The sequence below is a fragment of the Streptomyces sp. NPDC046712 genome (assembly GCF_040645695.1).
Lineage (GTDB): Bacteria > Actinomycetota > Actinomycetes > Streptomycetales > Streptomycetaceae > Streptomyces.
Map to the genome: position 1 here is coordinate 87790 of NZ_JBEYYW010000020.1, position 16890 is coordinate 104679.

Here is a 16890-nt window from a genome sequence, read left to right on the forward strand (position 1 = left end):
GACCGCAGGCCCTGGACCTAAACTGGAAGGGTCCCGTCCCGGTCCGGGAGGCGTCATGACATTCGTACAGATAATCGATTGCAAGACCAGTCGGTTCGATGATCTGAACCGGCTCATGGACAAGTGGGTCGAACAGACCAAGGGCAAGCGCACGGCCACCCACAGTGTCATCGGCAAGGACCGCTCCGATTCGGACCATCTCGTGGAGATCGTGGAGTTCCCCTCCTACGAGGTGGCGATGACCAACTCGCAGCTTCCCGAGACGGATCGCATCTTCCGGGAAATGGTCGCCCTCTGTGACGAGATGCCGACCTTCACGGACCTGGACATCGTGCGGGACATCCAGCTGTACAAGGCCAACTCCCGCCGGTTCTTCGAGCTCATCTCCTCCAAGGGCGAGCTCCCGCCGCTCGACGAGGTCCTCGCGGAGGGTTATCACGACCACGATCCGACCAACGAGCAGGACGTCATCGGCATGGACGCGGTCCGCCGCGAGGCGGAGATGTGGCGGGGTGGGTTCGACTTCGGCGTCACCATCCACGACCAGATCGCCGAGGGCGACCGGGTGTGCACGCGGTGGACCTGGGTGGGGACGCACACCGGCGACTTCATGGGGCTCCCGCCCACCGGCATGAGGGTCTCCATGACCGGCACGACCATCCACCAGTTCCGTCAGGACGGCAAGATCTCGGAAGGGTGGTGGCAGTACGACCTGCTCGGGCTCATGGGGCAGCTCGGCGCCGTGCAGGCGTAGGACTCCGGAGAGCCCTGGAGTCCCGGAGACTTCCGGAGAGCCCGTCCCGGAGACCACGAGCCCGGGAGCCCCGGAGCCCGGAGACCCTGGGAGTCCGCAGAAAGACACCGAGGCCCGGTGTCCCCGCGACGGGGACACCGGGCCTCAGCGATCAGCTACGAGCGCGTCAGTGCGAGTGGCCGTGACCGTGGCCGTGGCCCGCGTCCGCCGGCTCCTCTTCCTTCTTCTCCACCACGAGGGTCTCGGTGGTGAGGAGGAGGGAGGCGATCGAGGCGGCGTTCTCCAGCGCGGAGCGCGTCACCTTCACCGGGTCGATGACGCCGGCCTTGACCAGGTCGCCGTACTCGCCGGTCGCGGCGTTGAAGCCCTGGCCCTTGTCGAGCTCCGCCACCTTCGAGGTGATGACGTAGCCCTCGAGGCCGGCGTTCTCGGCGATCCAGCGCAGCGGCTCGACGGCGGCGCGGCGCACGACCGCGACACCGGTGGCCTCGTCGCCGGTCTTGTCGAGGTTGCCCTCGAGGACCTTGACGGCGTGGACCAGAGCGGAGCCACCACCGGAGACGATGCCCTCCTCGACCGCGGCGCGGGTCGCGGAGATGGCGTCCTCCAGACGGTGCTTCTTCTCCTTCAGCTCCACCTCGGTGGCGGCGCCGACCTTGATCACGCACACGCCGCCGGCCAGCTTCGCGAGGCGCTCCTGGAGCTTCTCGCGGTCCCAGTCGGAGTCGGTGGACTCGATCTCGGCCTTGATCTGGTTGACGCGGCCCGTGACGTCCTCGGAGTTGCCGCCACCGTCGACGATGGTGGTGTCGTCCTTGGTGATCGTCACGCGGCGGGCGGTGCCCAGCACGTCCAGACCGGCCTGGTCGAGCTTGAGGCCGACCTCCTCGGCGATGACGGTGGCACCGGTGAGGGTGGCCATGTCGCCGAGCATCGCCTTGCGGCGGTCGCCGAAGCCCGGGGCCTTGACGGCCACGGCGTTGAACGTGCCGCGGATCTTGTTGACGACCAGGGTCGACAGGGCCTCGCCCTCGACGTCCTCGGCGATGATCAGCAGCGGCTTGGAGGAGCCGGCCTGGATGACCTTCTCGAGGAGCGGGAGCAGGTCCTGAATCGAGGAGATCTTGCCCTGGTGGATCAGGATGTACGGGTCGTCGAGGACGGCCTCCATACGCTCCTGGTCGGTGACCATGTAGGGGGACAGGTAGCCCTTGTCGAAGGCCATGCCCTCGGTGAAGTCGAGCTCCAGGCCGAAGGTGTTGGACTCCTCGACGGTGATGACACCGTCCTTGCCGACCTTGTCCATCGCCTCGGCGATGAGCTCGCCGACCTGCTGGTCCTGCGCGGAGAGCGCGGCCACGGCGGCGATGTCGGACTTGTCCTCGATCGGACGGGCGGTCGCGAGGAGCTCGTCGGAGACGGCCTTGACCGCGGCGTCGATGCCCTTCTTCAGGGCGGCCGGAGATGCGCCGGCGGCGACGTTGCGCAGGCCCTCGCGGACGAGCGCCTGGGCGAGCACGGTGGCGGTGGTGGTGCCGTCACCCGCGATGTCGTTGGTCTTGGTCGCCACCTCCTTCACCAGCTGGGCGCCGAGGTTCTCGTACGGGTCCTCGATCTCGACCTCGCGGGCGATCGTGACACCGTCGTTGGTGATGGTGGGGGCGCCGAACTTCTTGTCGATGACGACGTTGCGGCCCTTGGGGCCGATCGTCACCTTCACCGTGTCGGCAAGCTTGTTGACGCCGCGCTCAAGGGCGCGACGGGCGTCCTCGTCGAACTTCAGGATCTTCGCCATGGGAGCGATTCAGCCCTCTCGGATTTCGTGGTGTAACTGGTGAAACGAACTGCGCCCCGGACGCCCGGTGCGGGGTCAGGGGCGCAGCTCAAAGCATCGCTTCAGTACTTCGGTGAATTACTTCTCGACGATCGCGAGCACGTCGCGAGCCGAGAGGACGAGGTACTCCTCGCCGTTGTACTTCACCTCGGTGCCGCCGTACTTGCTGTACAGCACGATGTCGCCGGTCTTCACGTCGAGCGGCAGGCGCTCGCCGTTCTCGAAGCGGCCCGGGCCCACGGCGAGGACGACGCCCTCCTGGGGCTTCTCCTTCGCAGTGTCCGGGATGACCAGGCCAGAGGCCGTGGTCTGCTCGGCGTCGAGCGGCTGGACCACAATGCGGTCCTCGAGCGGCTTGATGGCAACCTTGGAGCTGGCGGTCGTCACGATCCGACCTCCCCCTTCGGAGATCTCACGGGGTTAACTGTCTGAGGTGGCGACCAGGTCGATCCGTCGTCGCGGGTGCCGGACCTGCCCGTCGCTGTGTTGGCACTCTCCAGTGGGGAGTGCCAGAGCCGAGACTATGACCGCGATTAGCACTCGGTCAAGCGGAGTGCCAATTCCGTGCGGTGTGGCGCTTCGGCGACGGTACGAGAACGGCACCGCGGACCGGATCGTTCCGGGCCGCCTTCCGCAGATTCCCCAGATCCGGCAGGTCCCCGAGGTCCCGCAGCTCTCCCGCCGCCTTCCGCCCCAGGCGTTCGATCGGATCCATCGACGACGCGCACCCCGACACCCCCAGGAGCGCGCCGGCAAGCGCGAGGCCGGCCACCAGCCGGCGCGCCCGGATCACACGTAGTCCTCGAGCTTCGCGACCGCGTACCCCTTGGCCGTGATCGTCTTCATCACCCGCCGGATCATGTCCGGCATGGTGCCCTTCCACTCCCCCTTGCCGCGGAAGTGCGTGAGCACGATGTCGCCGGGGTGCAGGTCCCGGTCCCACTCGCGCCACTCCATCCGGTCGGGGAACGCCTCGGAGGCCCAGAGCGGGACCGCCTTGACCCCGCACGACCTGGCCGCGCGCAGGGTGTTCTCGTTGTAGTTGCCGTAGGGCGGCCGGAAGAGCGGCGGCCGCTTCCCGTACTGCTTCTCGATGGTGTCCTGCATCCCGCAGATCTCCCGCTTCTGCGCGGCGTACGAAAGCCCCGGCAGATAGCGGTGATTCAGGGTGTGGTTGTGCAGGGCGACGCCGGCGTCCTGCATCTTCCTGAAGTAGCCGTAGTCCTCCTTGACGAGGTAGTCGCTCAGGAAGGCGCTGTACGGGATCTGCAGCTCGCTCATCATCCGCAGCAGCTGAGGATCCTTCTCCGCGCCGTCGTCGATCGTCAGGAAGACGACCTTCTCCTTGGTCGGCACGGTGGTGAAGACGGGCGGCAGACCCTCCCCGTCGGTCTCGAACCCCTTCCGGGTGGTGATCTTCGGTTTCACGGCGGGCGGGGCCGGGGCGTCCAGCGGCGGCCGGTCGAGCCCCCACTTCTTGGCGGCGAGCGCGCGGGCGGCCCGCTGCTTGCGGATCTTCTCGACGTATGCGGTGAGGGCGCCGGAAGCGCCCTGCGCCTTGGGCTGTCCGGCGGCGGGGCTCGCGGGCCCCTTGCGCGCACCCTCCGCCTCGTCCGAGGGGGCCGCGCAGGCGGACCCGAGGGCGGCGACGAGCAGGACCACTCCCACCGACCGCCGCAGGCGCACCATGCGCTTTGCTGGCATTTTTTCCATTTGTCGTACTAGCTGCATGGCGCCGCATCCTGTCAGCGACGGGCCCCGCACGGCCGCCGACACCGCCACCCGGCGCCCACCATCCCCCGGCTGGCCCACAATGGGACGGGTGACCGACCTCGCCGCCTTCACGGCCCTGCTCACCCCCGAGGGCCAGACCCTGCTCGCCGCCCTGCGCGACTACGACCCCGCCCAGGAACTGGCCGTCGCCTCACGGCTGCGCCGCGAGCACCCCGCCGAGCTGGTCTCGGCCGCCATCGGACAGGCCCGGCTGCGTCAGCGCGCGGTGGCGAAGTTCGGCGCCGAGGACGCGCACCGGATGTACTTCACGCCCAACGGTGTCGAGCAGTCGACCCGGGCGACGGTCGGGGCCTACCGCGCGGAGCGCTTCCGGGCGCTCGGCGTGCGGAGCGTGGCCGACCTGTGCGGCGGGATCGGCGGGGACGCGATCGCGTTCGCGCGGGCCGGGATCTCCGTCCTGGCCGTGGACCGCGATCCGCTGACGGCCGAGGCCGCCCGCGCCAACGCGGCGGCCCTCGGGCTCGACGGGCTGATCGAGGTCCGGTGCGCCGACGTCACGGAGATCGACACGAGCCCGTACGACGCCGTCTTCGTGGACCCGGCGCGGCGCGGCGGCCGGGGCAGGATCTTCGACCCGGAGGCGTACTCCCCGCCGCTCTCCTGGGCGGTCGAGGCCGCCCGCAAGGCCCCGCACGCGGCCCTCAAGATCGCCCCCGGCGTCCCGCACGAGGCGGTCCCCGAGGAAGCGGAGGCCGAATGGATCTCGGACGGCGGTGACGTGAAGGAGGCCGTGCTGTGGTTCGGCACCGCCCCCGGCACCCGCCGCGCCACCCTCCTGCCCGCCGGCGCGAGCCTGACCGGCCGCGGCCTGCCCGACCCCGCGCCGCGCCCGGTCGGCCGCTACCTCTACGAGCCGGACGGCGCGGTCATCCGCGCCCATCTGGTCGCCGAGGTCGCCGAGGAGCTGGACGGCGGCCTGATCGACGAGACGATCGCGTACGTCACGGCGGACGCCCTCACCTCCACCCCCTACGCCACCGCGTACGAGATCACCGACGAACTCCCCTTCAACCTCAAGAAGTTGAAGGCGCTGCTGCGCGAACGCGAGGTCGGCACGCTGACGGTGAAGAAGCGCGGCTCGGCCGTCGAACCCGAGGAGATCCGGCGCAGGGTCAAGCCGAAGGGCCCGAACGCCGCCACGGTCTTCCTCACTCGGGTCGCGGGTGCCCCGACGATGCTGATCGGGGCCCCGGCCGGCCGGTGAGCCGGACCGCGAAGCGGTAGTGACCCACGGCCTTCGTCAGCCCGACGAGGCCCGTGATCCACAGGATGAGGCCGATGCCCATCCCGTACGCGACGAACCCGTAGCCGCCGTCCTCGCGGCTCGTCCCGGCCGGGACGGCGAAGGAGATCCACAGTCCGACGGCGCACATCGCGAAGGAGAGCAGCAGCCAGCACAGCCCCAGCGTCGGCGCGCGCAGCCGGGCGTCGGTGGCGGGGTGGCTGTCCAGGGCCGCCCACTGGGCGAGCCGCTCGCGGGCCACCCGGTCGCGGAGGATCCCGCGGACGGTCATCCACACCGCCGGGACCAGGATCGCGAGCCCGACGCACGTCGAGAACATCACGAGCATCAGCGTGATCGGATCGATCTGGCCGTGGTCGAAGGCGGTCAGGGCGACGCCGACGAAGGACCAGCCGAGCTCCAGGAGCACGAACCACACGAGGAAGAGCGTCAGACGCCGCCCGCCCAGCAGCCGGCGGCCGAGTTCGTCCATCGCCAGCGCCCGGTCGACGAGCCGCGCCTCGCGGTCGGGCCAGCTCTGTATCTCGGCGGGCGGAGGAGGCGGCGGCAGCGGGATACGGCGGGACATGCGACCGAGACTACCGAGCCGTCATTTCGACACCCGCCGGGCCCGGTCCCGCAGCAGATCACGCTCCCGCTCGTTACGGGTCAGCGAGGCCGCCCGCTCGAACTCCGCCCGGGCCTCCCCCGTCCGCCCCAGCCGGGCCAGCAGATCGCCCCGTACGCTCGGCAGCAAGTGGTAGCCCGCCAGCGCGGGTTCGCCGGCCAGGGCGTCGACGAGCGCGAGGCCCGCCTCCGGGCCCTCCGCCATCGAGACGGCGACCGCGCGGTTCAGCTCGACCACCGGGGAGGGCGCGACGGCGGCCAGCCGGCCGTACAGGGCGGCGATGGTCCGCCAGTCCGTCTCCTCGTACGTCAGCGCCTTCGCGTGGCAGGCGGCGATGGCGGCCTGCAGCGCGTACGGGCCGTACGTTCCGCCCTCACCGGCCCGTTGCAGCGAGGCGAAACCGCGCCGGATGAGCAACCGGTTCCAGCGGCTCCGGTTCTGGTCGGCGAGGAGGACCGGCTGCCCGTCCGGTCCGGTCCGGGTCGCGATCCGGGACGCCTGGATCTCCAAGAGGGCGGCCAGACCGTGGACTTCGCCCTCCTTCGGCATCAGCCCGGCGAGCACCCTGGCCAGCCGCAGCGCGTCCTCGCACAGCGCCGGCCGCAGCAGGTCGTCGCCCGCCGTGGCCGAGTAACCCTCGTTGAAGATCAGGTAGATGACCTCCAGGACGGAACCGAGCCGGGCCGCCCGCTCCTCCCCGTACGGCACCTCGAACTCCACACCGGCCTTCGCCAGCGACCGCTTCGCCCGCACGATCCGCTGCGCGACCGTCGGCTCCGGTACGAGAAAGGCGCGGGCGATCTCGTCCGTGCGCAGCCCGCCGAGCAGCCGCAGGGTCAGCGCGGTCCGCGCCTCGGCGGAGAGCACCGGGTGGCAGGCGGTGAAGATCAGCCGCAGCAGATCGTCGTCGATGTCGTCGGGGCCGGACGGCTCGGGGTCGTACGTCTCCTCGGTGAGCTCGCGGCCCACCTCGGCGAGCTTGCGCGCGTACGTCTCACGGCGCCGTACGAGATCGACGGCGCGGTTCTTGGCGGCGGCCGTCAGCCAGGCGCCCGGCCGGTCAGGAACACCCGTCCTCGGCCACTGCTCCAGGGCGGCGACGAGCGCGTCCTGGGCGATCTCCTCGGCGATGCCGACATCGCGGACGATCCTCGCCGCGGCGGCGATGATCCGCGGCGACTCCATCCGGAAGACCGTCTCCACCGCACGGCGGGTGCTGGGCGCGGGTGCTGTCACGGTTCCCCATGACAGCACACCCGCCCTGACGTCACATCTCCGTCAGCCCATCTCCTCGATCTCGCGGACCTCGCAGGTGACCTTCCACTCGGCCGGGTGGACCTCCAGGAAGCGCTTGGACCACTCGATCGCCTCGGCCATGTCCCGGCACTGGGTGATGGAGTAGCCGCCGACGACCTCCTTGGTCTCGGTGAACGGGCCGTCGGTGTAGCCGAGCTTGCCGCCCTCCCACGTGATGCGGACGGACTCGGAGGTCGGCTTCAGCCCGGCCGTCTCCAGCATGACCCCGGCCTTGGTGATCTCCTCGAACAGCGCCCCCATGCGGGCCTCGAACCCGGCGTCGGCGTCCTCCAGACGGAAGGCACCCTCTTCGATGCGGACCATCGTCAGATAGCGCGGCATGGTCTGTCTCCTTGCGTGGCGGGCGGGGCGGTTCCCCGCCTTTCACTCATACGTCGAACGGGCTCGGCCCGTATCGACACCACGCAGAGAGAAATCCCGGGAAATCCGAGAACTCTTCGGAGCGCGCGAACTTCTCAGACGTAGTCCTCGAGGCGGGCCACCGTGAACCCCTGCTCCTGTATGTGACGCAGCATGTTGGCCGTCATCCGGGTCATCGTGGTGCCCTTGAGCTCGGACGGGCCGCGGAAGTGGGCCAGGATGATGTCGCCCGGGTGCAGCTTCTTGTCGCCACGCTGGTACTGCATGTTCTTGATCTGCATCGACTCGCGCCACAGCACGATCGCGTCCACCCCGCACGTGCCTGCGGCGGCGCGGGTGTCCTCGTTCCAGTTGCCGTACGGCGGGCGGAAGAGCCGCGGGCTCGTGCCGTACCGCTCCGCCAGCTTCGTCTGCTGGCCGCAGATCTCCCGGCGCTGGGCGGCCGGGCCGAGGGTGCGCAGGTTCGGGTGGGTGAGGGTGTGGTTGGCGACGCCGTTGCCGAGGGCGGCGAGCGGCTTGAAGTAGCCGTAGTCGGTGCGTATGGCGGAGTCGGTGAGGAACATCGTCACCGGGACCTTGAGGTCCTCCATCATCTTCAGGAACTCCGGGTCCTTCTCGGCCCCGTCGTCGATGGTGATGAAGACGATCTTGTCCTGCGTGGGTATCTCGCTGATGACGGGGACGGGCCCGCCCGGCTGCCGTTTCACCGGCTTGGTCCTCGGCGGGGCGGGCGGGGCGGCGAAGGGCTTCAGGCCCCACTTCCGGTACGCGGCCGCGGCTTCTGCCGCCCGGTCCGGGGCCTCCGGCGCCTTGTCCCCGGCCGACGGCGCCGCCGAGGGGGTGGTGGACGCCGTCGTCCGCGGACTGGCGTCCGCACCCGCCGTGCAGCCGGTCACGAGCAGAGCGGCGGCGGTCAGCGCCGCCCACGCCACGATCTTCTTGTCCACGCCGAGTCTCACGACGTGTTTGATGCGGGATCGCGCCGGGAGGTTGCTCCCGCCGGGAGGTCTCTCCCGCTAGAAGGCCGCTCCCCCGTCCACGGAGACCGACTCGAAGCGCCAGCGGTGCACCGGGCGCGTGATCAGCCCCGCGTCCGGCTCGGGCAGCTCCGGCAGCTCGGCGTCGGCGCTCGCCGCCTCCCACCAGGTCAGGACGAGCACCCGGTCCTGGGTGGCGCGGAAGGTCTCACGCCGCAGCGGCTCGTACGGCAGCTCCTGCGCCCGCGCCCACTCCAGGAGTTCGGCGCCGCGGCCCTGGACGGCCCGCGCCTCCCACATCAGGGTCACGGTCGTCACGGGTACAGGTTCTCCTTGCTGATCTCGTGCACGTGATCGTGGTCGTGGTCGTGGTTGCCCGGCACGTGCGGGTCGGTGACCGGCAGGGAGGAGTCCGCCGACAGCTCCAGGTCGGAGGCCGGCCGGTTGCGCGCCACCATCTCCGCGCCCAGGGCCGCCACCATGGCGCCGTTGTCCGTGCAGAGCCCCGGCCGCGGCACCCGCAGCCGGATCCCCGCCCGCTCGCACCGCTCCTCGGCCAGCGCCCGCAGCCGCGAGTTGGCCGCCACGCCGCCACCGATCATCAGGTGGTCGACGCCCTCGTCCTTGCAGGCGCGGACGGCCTTGCGGGTCAGCACGTCGACGACCGCCTCCTGGAAGGAGGCCGCCACGTCCCGTACCGGCACCTCCTCGCCCGCCGCCCGCTTGGCCTCGATCCAGCGGGCCACGGCGGTCTTGAGGCCGGAGAAGGAGAAGTCGTACGCGGGGTCCTTCGCTCCGCTCAGACCGCGCGGGAACGCGATCGCGTTCGGGTCTCCCTCGCGGGCGAGCCGGTCGATGACCGGGCCGCCGGGGAAGCCGAGGTCGAGGACGCGCGCGATCTTGTCGAAGGCCTCGCCGGCCGCGTCGTCGATGGTGGCGCCCATCGGCCGGACGTCGGCGGTGATGTCGGGCGCGAGCAGCAGCGAGGAGTGGCCGCCGGAGACGAGCAGCGCCATCGTCGGCTCGGGCAGCGGGCCGTGCTCCAGCTGGTCGACACAGATGTGCGAGGCGAGGTGGTTCACGCCGTACAGCGGCTTGCCGAGCGCGTACGCGTACGCCTTCGCCGCCGAGACGCCGACCAGCAGGGCGCCCGCGAGGCCGGGTCCGGCCGTCACGGCGATGCCGTCGAGGTCGCGGGCGGAGATCCCGGCGTCCTTCAGGGCGCGCTCGATCGTCGGGACCATCGCCTCCAGATGGGCGCGGGAGGCGATCTCGGGCACGACTCCGCCGAAGCGGGCGTGGGTGTCCACGCTGGAGGCGACCGCGTCCGCGAGCAGGGTCGTGCCGCGGACGATGCCGACCCCGGTCTCGTCGCAGGAGGTCTCGATACCGAGTACGAGCGGTTCGTCAGCAGCCATCAGAATCAGTCTCTGTTCCTTGAACGGTCAGTCGCATCACGAGCGCGTCCACGTTGCCCGGCTGGTAGTAGCCGCGCCGGAAGCCGATGGGCTCGAAGCCGAAGCGCTCGTACAGCTTCTGGGCCCGGGTGTTGTCCACCCGCACCTCCAGCAGCACCTCGTCGCACTCGAAGGCGGTGGCGTGCTGGAGCAGATCGGTGAGCAGCCGGGCGCCGAGCCCGGTCCCCCACTGGTCGCGGGCGACGGCGATCGTCTGGACGTCGCCGAGGCCGCCGGCGGCGGCGAGTCCGGCGTAGCCGACGAGCTTCCCGCCGGCGGCCTCGGCGACGATGTACCGGCGGGTGGCCCGGGGCCCGCGGGCGTGGGCCAGTTCGGACCAGAACATCCCCTCGGACCAGGCGTCCTCGGGGAACAGCTCGTGTTCGAGGACGAGCACGGGCTCGATGTCCCACCAGCGCATCTCGCGCAGGTTCACGCCGCTCACTTGGGCGTGACCACCTTGTAGTTCTTCGGCACCTGGGCGTCGGGCCGGCGCAGGTACATCGGCAGCGGGTCGAGGAAGTCGGCGCCCGCCGCGAGCCGTTCCGCCGCAAGGGCGGCCAGGGCGCCCGCCGACTGGTGCTCGGGGTCACGGGCGTCCGGGAAGACCTCGGGGTAGAGGCGCGCGCCGGCGCCGACGGCCGGGAGCCCGGCGACCTGTCCGGCGATCTCGGCCGGCCGGTCGACGGCCGCGTCGGTCACGCGCGTACGGGAGTTCTCGTACCGCGCCCAGTAGACCTCCTTGCGGCGCGCGTCCGTCGCGACGACGAACGGCTCCTCGATCCCGGAGGCGTACGCGAGCCCGTCCAGCGTGCACAGGCCGTGCACGGGTACGCCGAGCACGGAGGAGAAGGTCGCGGCGGTCACCAGACCCACGCGCAGTCCGGTGTACGGCCCCGGTCCGACGCCGACCACGACGCCGGTGACCGCGTCGAGGGTCAGCCCGGCCTCCTTGAGGACCCGGTCGACGGCGGGCAGCAGCAGCTCCCCGTGGCGGCGGGCGTCGACCTGCCGCGACTCGGCGACGACGGCTTCGCCGTCGTGGAGAGCGACGGTGACGGCGGGGGTGGCGGTATCCATGGCGAGCAAGAGCACGCAAACAGCCTACGGCTCCCGCGCCCGAGGCACGGCGCCCCATGGCACCGGCGCCCGGCTGCTACCGTCACCACCGATACGTACGTACGGAAAGGTGGGCGACACGGTGGCACGGAGCAGCTCGGGATTCGTGGCCGGGCTCACCGCGGCGGCGGTCGCGGCGGTCGCCTTCCTCGCCTACCAGGCGTCGGCGAACGCGCCCGCCGATGTCTCGGCCAAGCCGAGGAACACGGCGTCGGCCCCGGCGGCCACCACCCCCGGCAGCCCCGAGAAGCCCGCCAAGGACCCCCTCGCCGTCCCGGCGAACTCGGGCAGCGGTGCGCGCGTGGTGTACGCGCTGGCCGAGCGCCGGGTTTGGCTGGTCGACCAGAAGGGCCAGGCCACGCACACCTTCTCGGTGATGCCGAGCACGGTCCACCCGGCGCCGGGGACGTACACCGTGACCTCGCGCTCGGGCACGGTCCGCGGCTCGGACGGCGTGAAGATCGAGCACGTGGTGCGGTTCACGACCGTGCAGGACGTCTCGATCGGTTTCAGCGCCGCCGTCGACGGCACGCTGCCGACGCCGGACCCGTCGCGGAAGACGGGCGGCATCCGGATGAAGCGGGCGGACGGCGACGCGATGTGGACGTTCGCGGCGATCGGCGCGAAGGTCGTCGTCGTCGCCTGACGCCCCTCGGCCCTGCCCTCCACCGGCCTGGGCGGGCCCGGCACTTCGCTCGTACGGGTTACGCGGCCTCGCGCCGGGCCGTGCTCTCCCGTTCGGCGTCCTCGTCGGTCCCGTGGGCAAGGGCCTCCGCATCGGACGTGCGCGGGGGTGTCGACACCGCGTTCGCCGCGGCACAGGACGCCAGCAGCTCACTCATCGAGATGCGCTCTTCCGCGCGCTCGCGCTCTGGCGTCGCCATGCATGCCTCCCGTAGGTTAGGTACACCTAACCAGCTCGTGCATCCATGTCACCACGGCTCGTACGACCGATGCAACATCTTCCCGACACCTTGTCGGAACCTACGTACGTTCAGCTCAGCGCGAGGTTCTCGTCGGCCCACCGCGCGCCGATCCCGTGCAGCACGACGCTGCGCCGGTCGTCGTCCGTGTCGCCGACGACCCGGTGGATCAGTACGTGCAGCCGGTCGTCCGTCAGATCCTCGACCTTGCCGTCGCCCCACTCCACGACGACCACCGAATCGGGCAGCGAGACGTCCAGGTCGAGGTCCTCCATCTCGTCGAGGCCGCCGCCGAGGCGGTACGCGTCGACGTGGACCAGCGCGGGTCCGCCGACCAGGGACGGATGGACGCGGGCGATCACGAAGGTCGGGGAGGTGACGGCGCCGCGCACGCCCAGGCCCTCTCCCAGGCCGCGGGTCAGCGTCGTCTTCCCGGCGCCGAGCTCACCGGTGAGCATGACGAGGTCGCCCGGGCGGAGCAGCTTGGCCAGGCGGCGGCCGATCTCCTGCATCTCCTCCGGGGAGTCGATGTCGAGGGTGGCGGTGGAGTGCGATTCGGAGTGCGGTGCTTCCATACGAGCCAACCTAACTGCTACCGGAACCCGACTTCGCCGCCTCCGCGGGGACCGCCCCGACCTTCGCCAACAGGTCGGCCAGCCGGTCCGTCACCGCTTCGGGGTGCTCCAGCATCACCAGATGGCCGCCGTCGCCCACGATGACCAGCTCCGCCTCCGGCAGCAGATCGGCGATGGCCTCGGTGTGCGCGCTGGGGGTGACCAGATCGCGGTCACCGGCGAGCGCGAGCACCGGGATCTCGGCGAAGATCTGGAGCGCCGCCGCCTTGTCGTGCTCCGAGAAGGCCGGATAGAACTCCGCGACCACGTCGATCGGCGTCGACTCGATCATCCGCTCGGCGAACCGGGCGATCGCCGGGTCCACGTCCCGGGACGAGAAGGAGTACTTCTTGATCAGCCCGGCGAACAGGTCGGCCGTGGCCCGGCGGCCCCGCTCGACGAGTTCCGCCTGCGAGCCGAGCGCCTTCAGCACCCCCGGCAGCACCCGCCGCACCGCGTTGACCCCGGCCACCGGCAGTCCGTAGTTGACCTCGCCGAGCCGGCCCGCCGACGTGCCGACGAAGGCCACACCGACGACCCGTTCACGGATCAGCTCCGGGTACCGGTCGGCGAGCGCCATGATCGTCATGCCGCCCATCGAGTGCCCGACGAGGACCAGCGGGCCCTCGGGCGCGGCCGCGTCGATGACGGCCCTGAGGTCCCGGCCGAGCTGGTCGATGGAGACCGGGACGCCGTCGGGCCCGGACTGGGCGACCCCGCGGGCCGAGCGTCCGTGGCTGCGCTGGTCCCAGTAGACGGTACGGATCAGTCCGCGCAGCGCCGCCCGCTGGAAGTGCCAGGAGTCCTGGGAGAGGCAGTAGCCGTGGCTGAACACGACGGTGACCGGCGCGGGCGCCTTGCGGCCGAAGAGCCGCCGGCGGCGCGGAGCCGGCGGGTCCGGCTCGACCTCGTCGATCTCGTAGTACAGCGCGGTGCCGTCGTCGGCGAGCGCCTTGCCGGAGGTGCCGCGCAGGGAGCCGTAGGGAGCGGAGGCGTCGAGGGCGAGCCGGGCCTTCTGCCGCATCCCGCGACCGACGGTGAGCCGCTCGAGGGCGACCCCGGCCGCCGCACCGGCGGCGAGAACGCCTATCGCGGCGCCGGCGAACCCGGCACGCCGCCAGTTGTCGGTGCTGGACTCGCTCACTTCCGCTCCCCTGTTCGGTAGGTGCTTACCCGTTCACATAGACGCGCGGGATGCGTGCCCCGATGCGGGTGACGATCTCGTACGCGATGGTGTCGGCGGCCTCGGCCCAGTCCTGGGCGGTGGGCTCGCCCCGGTCGCCGGGTCCGAAGAGCACCGCTTCCGTGCCCGGTTCGATCCTGTCCCCCGCCAGGTCGACGACGAACTGGTCCATGGCGACCCGGCCGGCGGCGGTACGGACCTTGCCGCCGACCAGGACGGGGCCGCGGCCCGAGGCGTGGCGCGGGATGCCGTCGGCGTACCCGAGCGGGATCAGCCCGAGGGTGGTCTCGCCCTGGGTGACGTAGTGGTGTCCGTAACTGACCCCGTGCCCGCCCGGGACCTGCTTGACGAGCGCGACGCTTCCGATCAGGGACATCACGGGCCGCAGGCCGAAGTCGGCGGAGGTGCCGAGCTCCGGGCTGGGCGAGACGCCGTACATCGCGATGCCGGGCCGTACGAGGTCGAAGTGGGACTCGGGCAGGGTGAGGGTGGCCGGCGAGTTGGCGATGTGCCGGACCTCGGGCTCGACGCCGGCCTTCTCGGCGTAGTCGAGCATCGAACGGAAGACGTCGAGCTGGGAGGCGATGGAGGGGTGGCCGGGCTCGTCGGCGCAGGCGAAGTGCGACCAGAGCCCGGTGATCTTCAGCAGGCCCTGGCTCTCTGCCTTGAGGGCCTCGCCGACGAGCTCGGGCCAGTCGGCGGGCTGGCAGCCGTTGCGGCCGAGGCCGGTGTCGCCCTTGAGCTGGACACGGGCCCGCTTCCCCGTCTCGCGCGCCGCTGCGAGAAGCTCCTCCAGGGCCCACATCCCACTGACGGTCATGTCGAGCCCGGCCTCGATACCCTCGGCCCACGGGTCGCCGGGGGTCCAGAGCCAGCACAGGATCCGCGCGTCCGTGATCCCCGCGGCGCGCAGGGCGAGCGCCTCGTGCGGGGTCGCGGTGCCGAGCCAGTCGGCACCCGTGTCGAGGGCGGCGCGGGCACAGCGGATCGCGCCGTGTCCGTACGCGTCCGCCTTGACCACGGCCATCACCTGGACGTGGGGCGCGACGCGGGCGCGCAGCGTGCGGACGTTCGCACGCAGCGCACCGAGGTCGATCTCGGCGCGGGCTCTGCGGGGCGGCGGTGTCTCAGTCATCGCGCCCAGTCTCTCAGGTTTGACGTGCGCCCCGTCCTAACGGACGGGGGTTCCTGCCGCGGCCGGTCGGCCGCCTCGGTGGCTTCCTGCTTCAACGCGCTGTGCCGGGACTCTCGCCCCGGTCTTACCTGCGCTCGGCGAGGCGTTTCGTGTCTCCGCCCGTCCGGCGGCGACGATGCGTCGTCCTTCGAAAAGGACGTTCCGGCCTGCGTTGTGGTCGCGGTCGTGCACAGTGCCGCACTGGCCACACGTCCACTCCCGAACGTGGAGCGGCTTGGGCCCGTCTCTGTACCCGCAGGTCGAGCAGATCTGGGAGGACGGAAACGCCCGGTCGACCTGGGCGAAGGTGCGACCATGTTTGACGGCCTTGTATTCCAGCATGCGGACGAATTGAGACCACGAGAGCGAAAGTCACCCGCCGGGCCGCTTTCCCCAGATGTAGACCCGGTCACCCTTGCGCAGGACGTCCCAGAGTTTCTTGGCGTGGGCGTGGCTGAGATTGACGCAGCCGCGGCTTCCGGTGGGCGTGGCGAGCTGGCCGTACACGGCGTGGAAGGCCTGCCCGCCGTCGAAGAACTGGGCGTAGGGCATGGGCGTGTTGTAGATCGACGACCAGTGGTTCTTGTTGCGCCAGTAGATCGTCTTCCAGCCGGTACGGGTGCGGTAGCCGGGTCGTCCGCTGCGGATGTTGACGACGGCGAACGTCACCTTCTTGTCCTTCTGGACCCACATGACCTCGCGGTTCAGGTCGACGCAAGCGACGGTGTACTTCTTGACCGGGCACTTTCCGGCGGCGTTGGGGTTCTTGCGGGCGGCGAGGAGTTCGGCGCGGGCCCAGGTGACGGGGCCGGCGTAGCCCTGGGCGGGCTTGATCTTCTCCTTCAGCTGGAACGCGCGGATGACCTTGCAGTCGGCAGCGGACTGCTTGCCGTCGACCTTGAGCTTGAGCAGCTGCTCGACCCGGCGCTGGTGGGGCCCGGTCAGCGTGGTGCAGGCCGCTGCGCCGGCGCTGCGCGGCAGGTACTCGACCAGTTCGTCGACGGGTGCCTCAGGCTCGGGAACGGGGATCCCCTCGCCCTCCTGCTGGAGCGGCGGCAGCACCTGGTCGGGCGTGTCCATGGGGTACTCGGCCTCCCCGGCGCCGGGCAGGCCGGGCACGAGGACGTCGGAGTCGGCCGCGGGCGGCGCGGGCTCGGCGAGCGCGGGGCCGGGGGCCAGCGGGAGGGCGGCTGCGGCCACGAGCAGCAGCGTCACGGCAGGGGAGGGCGCGGTCCATCTGATCACCCACCCAGCCAACCCGCCCGACCCTCACCCCGCCCGCCCAACCCCACGCCTGGTCCAACGGGTTCGCCCAACCGGGGGTGGGGCGGCGAGGGGGTGGTGGGGGCGGGGCTCGCGGGGCGGGGCTCGCGAGGCGGGGCTCGCGAGGCGGGGCTCGCGAGGCGGGGTTCGCGAGGCGGGGGCCGCACTGCGGCACAGGACGCCGCCGCACTTCACGGGGGCCGTACCGGGGCACGAAGTCACCATGCGTCGCGGGGCCACACCGCGGCTCTGACGCGCAGCCGTCGGCGTC

General features: G+C 71.2%; 19 protein-coding genes and 1 pseudogene. 3 read left to right on the top strand and 17 right to left on the bottom strand.

What is annotated here, in order from left to right:
• Window positions 1-55 precede the first annotated feature (55 nt).
• Window positions 56-754: an ester cyclase gene (locus tag ABZ939_RS24945; RefSeq protein ID WP_361859249.1), complete on the top strand. Its 699-nt coding sequence runs from the start codon at window positions 56-58 to the stop codon at window positions 752-754.
• Window positions 755-920: 166 nt separating this feature from the next.
• On the opposite strand, the gene groL is transcribed toward ABZ939_RS24945, so the two are convergent.
• The 3 genes from groL to ABZ939_RS24960 form a co-directional block, all read right to left on the bottom strand.
• Window positions 921-2549, bottom strand: coding sequence for a chaperonin GroEL (gene groL, locus ABZ939_RS24950; RefSeq protein ID WP_361859252.1), 1629 nt, complete (start codon window positions 2547-2549; stop codon window positions 921-923).
• A 117-nt stretch (window positions 2550-2666) separates the two neighbouring features.
• Window positions 2667-2975 (bottom strand): co-chaperone GroES, encoded by a 309-nt coding sequence (groES, locus tag ABZ939_RS24955; RefSeq protein ID WP_016434667.1) that lies wholly within the window; start codon window positions 2973-2975, stop codon window positions 2667-2669.
• 402 nt (window positions 2976-3377) lie between these two features.
• Entirely contained in the window at window positions 3378-4292 is a 915-nt protein-coding gene (locus tag ABZ939_RS24960) for a polysaccharide deacetylase family protein (protein ID WP_361859255.1), read from the bottom strand.
• Between the two features lie 109 nt (window positions 4293-4401).
• Here ABZ939_RS24960 and ABZ939_RS24965 point away from each other — a divergent pair, with 109 nt between their 5' ends.
• Window positions 4402-5586: a class I SAM-dependent methyltransferase gene (locus ABZ939_RS24965; RefSeq protein WP_361859389.1), complete on the top strand. Its 1185-nt coding sequence runs from the start codon at window positions 4402-4404 to the stop codon at window positions 5584-5586.
• Here the strand turns inward: ABZ939_RS24965 and ABZ939_RS24970 are convergent.
• The 8 genes from ABZ939_RS24970 to tsaB all read right to left on the bottom strand — a co-directional run bounded on the left by ABZ939_RS24970 (window position 5531) and on the right by tsaB (window position 11438).
• A complete protein-coding gene (locus tag ABZ939_RS24970; RefSeq protein WP_361859258.1) occupies window positions 5531-6193 on the bottom strand; it encodes a hypothetical protein in 663 nt (220 codons plus the stop codon). The genes ABZ939_RS24965 and ABZ939_RS24970 overlap by 56 nt on opposite strands.
• A 21-nt stretch (window positions 6194-6214) precedes the next feature.
• Window positions 6215-7468, bottom strand: a complete 1254-nt coding sequence (locus ABZ939_RS24975; protein ID WP_361859261.1) for a sigma-70 family RNA polymerase sigma factor — start codon at window positions 7466-7468, stop codon at window positions 6215-6217.
• 42 nt (window positions 7469-7510) lie between these two features.
• The gene (locus ABZ939_RS24980; protein WP_361859264.1) at window positions 7511-7870 is read right to left on the bottom strand and encodes a YciI family protein; all 360 of its coding nucleotides are present in this window, start codon (window positions 7868-7870) and stop codon (window positions 7511-7513) included.
• A 134-nt stretch (window positions 7871-8004) separates the two neighbouring features.
• A complete protein-coding gene (locus tag ABZ939_RS24985) occupies window positions 8005-8868 on the bottom strand; it encodes a polysaccharide deacetylase family protein (protein WP_361859267.1) in 864 nt (287 codons plus the stop codon).
• Window positions 8869-8925: 57 nt separating this feature from the next.
• Window positions 8926-9186, bottom strand: a complete 261-nt coding sequence (locus ABZ939_RS24990; protein ID WP_361859392.1) for a hypothetical protein — start codon at window positions 9184-9186, stop codon at window positions 8926-8928.
• Window positions 9187-9200: 14 nt separating this feature from the next.
• Window positions 9201-10304 (bottom strand): tRNA (adenosine(37)-N6)-threonylcarbamoyltransferase complex transferase subunit TsaD, encoded by a 1104-nt coding sequence (tsaD, locus tag ABZ939_RS24995; RefSeq protein WP_361859269.1) that lies wholly within the window; start codon window positions 10302-10304, stop codon window positions 9201-9203.
• Window positions 10294-10788, bottom strand: coding sequence for a ribosomal protein S18-alanine N-acetyltransferase (rimI, locus tag ABZ939_RS25000; RefSeq protein ID WP_361859272.1), 495 nt, complete (start codon window positions 10786-10788; stop codon window positions 10294-10296). Before rimI ends, tsaD begins: the two co-directional genes overlap by 11 nt.
• Window positions 10785-11438: a tRNA (adenosine(37)-N6)-threonylcarbamoyltransferase complex dimerization subunit type 1 TsaB gene (gene tsaB, locus ABZ939_RS25005; protein WP_361859275.1), complete on the bottom strand. Its 654-nt coding sequence runs from the start codon at window positions 11436-11438 to the stop codon at window positions 10785-10787. The genes rimI and tsaB overlap by 4 nt, the downstream gene beginning before the upstream one ends.
• Before the next feature lie 106 nt (window positions 11439-11544).
• Between tsaB and ABZ939_RS25010 the strand changes: the two genes are divergently transcribed.
• Window positions 11545-12108, top strand: coding sequence for a hypothetical protein (locus ABZ939_RS25010; protein ID WP_361859278.1), 564 nt, complete (start codon window positions 11545-11547; stop codon window positions 12106-12108).
• Between the two features lie 58 nt (window positions 12109-12166).
• Here the strand turns inward: ABZ939_RS25010 and ABZ939_RS25015 are convergent, their stop codons facing one another.
• From ABZ939_RS25015 to ABZ939_RS25040, 6 genes and pseudogenes are all read right to left on the bottom strand, one after another.
• On the bottom strand, window positions 12167-12346 hold the full coding sequence (locus ABZ939_RS25015; RefSeq protein ID WP_361859281.1) for a hypothetical protein: 180 nt from the start codon (window positions 12344-12346) through the stop codon (window positions 12167-12169).
• Window positions 12347-12456: 110 nt separating this feature from the next.
• Complete coding sequence (gene tsaE / locus ABZ939_RS25020) at window positions 12457-12960, bottom strand: tRNA (adenosine(37)-N6)-threonylcarbamoyltransferase complex ATPase subunit type 1 TsaE (RefSeq protein ID WP_361859284.1); 504 nt, start codon at window positions 12958-12960, stop codon at window positions 12457-12459.
• 10 nt (window positions 12961-12970) lie between these two features.
• Window positions 12971-14143, bottom strand: a complete 1173-nt coding sequence (locus ABZ939_RS25025; protein ID WP_361859287.1) for an alpha/beta hydrolase — start codon at window positions 14141-14143, stop codon at window positions 12971-12973.
• A 25-nt stretch (window positions 14144-14168) separates the two neighbouring features.
• Window positions 14169-15317, bottom strand: coding sequence for an alanine racemase (gene alr / locus ABZ939_RS25030; RefSeq protein ID WP_361859289.1), 1149 nt, complete (start codon window positions 15315-15317; stop codon window positions 14169-14171).
• A 36-nt stretch (window positions 15318-15353) separates the two neighbouring features.
• A pseudogene (locus ABZ939_RS25035) lies at window positions 15354-15716 on the bottom strand (zinc ribbon domain-containing protein); the annotation flags it as partial.
• Window positions 15717-15728: 12 nt separating this feature from the next.
• Window positions 15729-16601 carry a L,D-transpeptidase family protein gene (locus ABZ939_RS25040; protein ID WP_361859292.1) on the bottom strand — a complete coding sequence of 291 codons (873 nt, stop codon included), beginning with the start codon at window positions 16599-16601 and terminating at the stop codon, window positions 15729-15731.
• Between the last annotated feature and the right edge of the window lie 289 nt (window positions 16602-16890).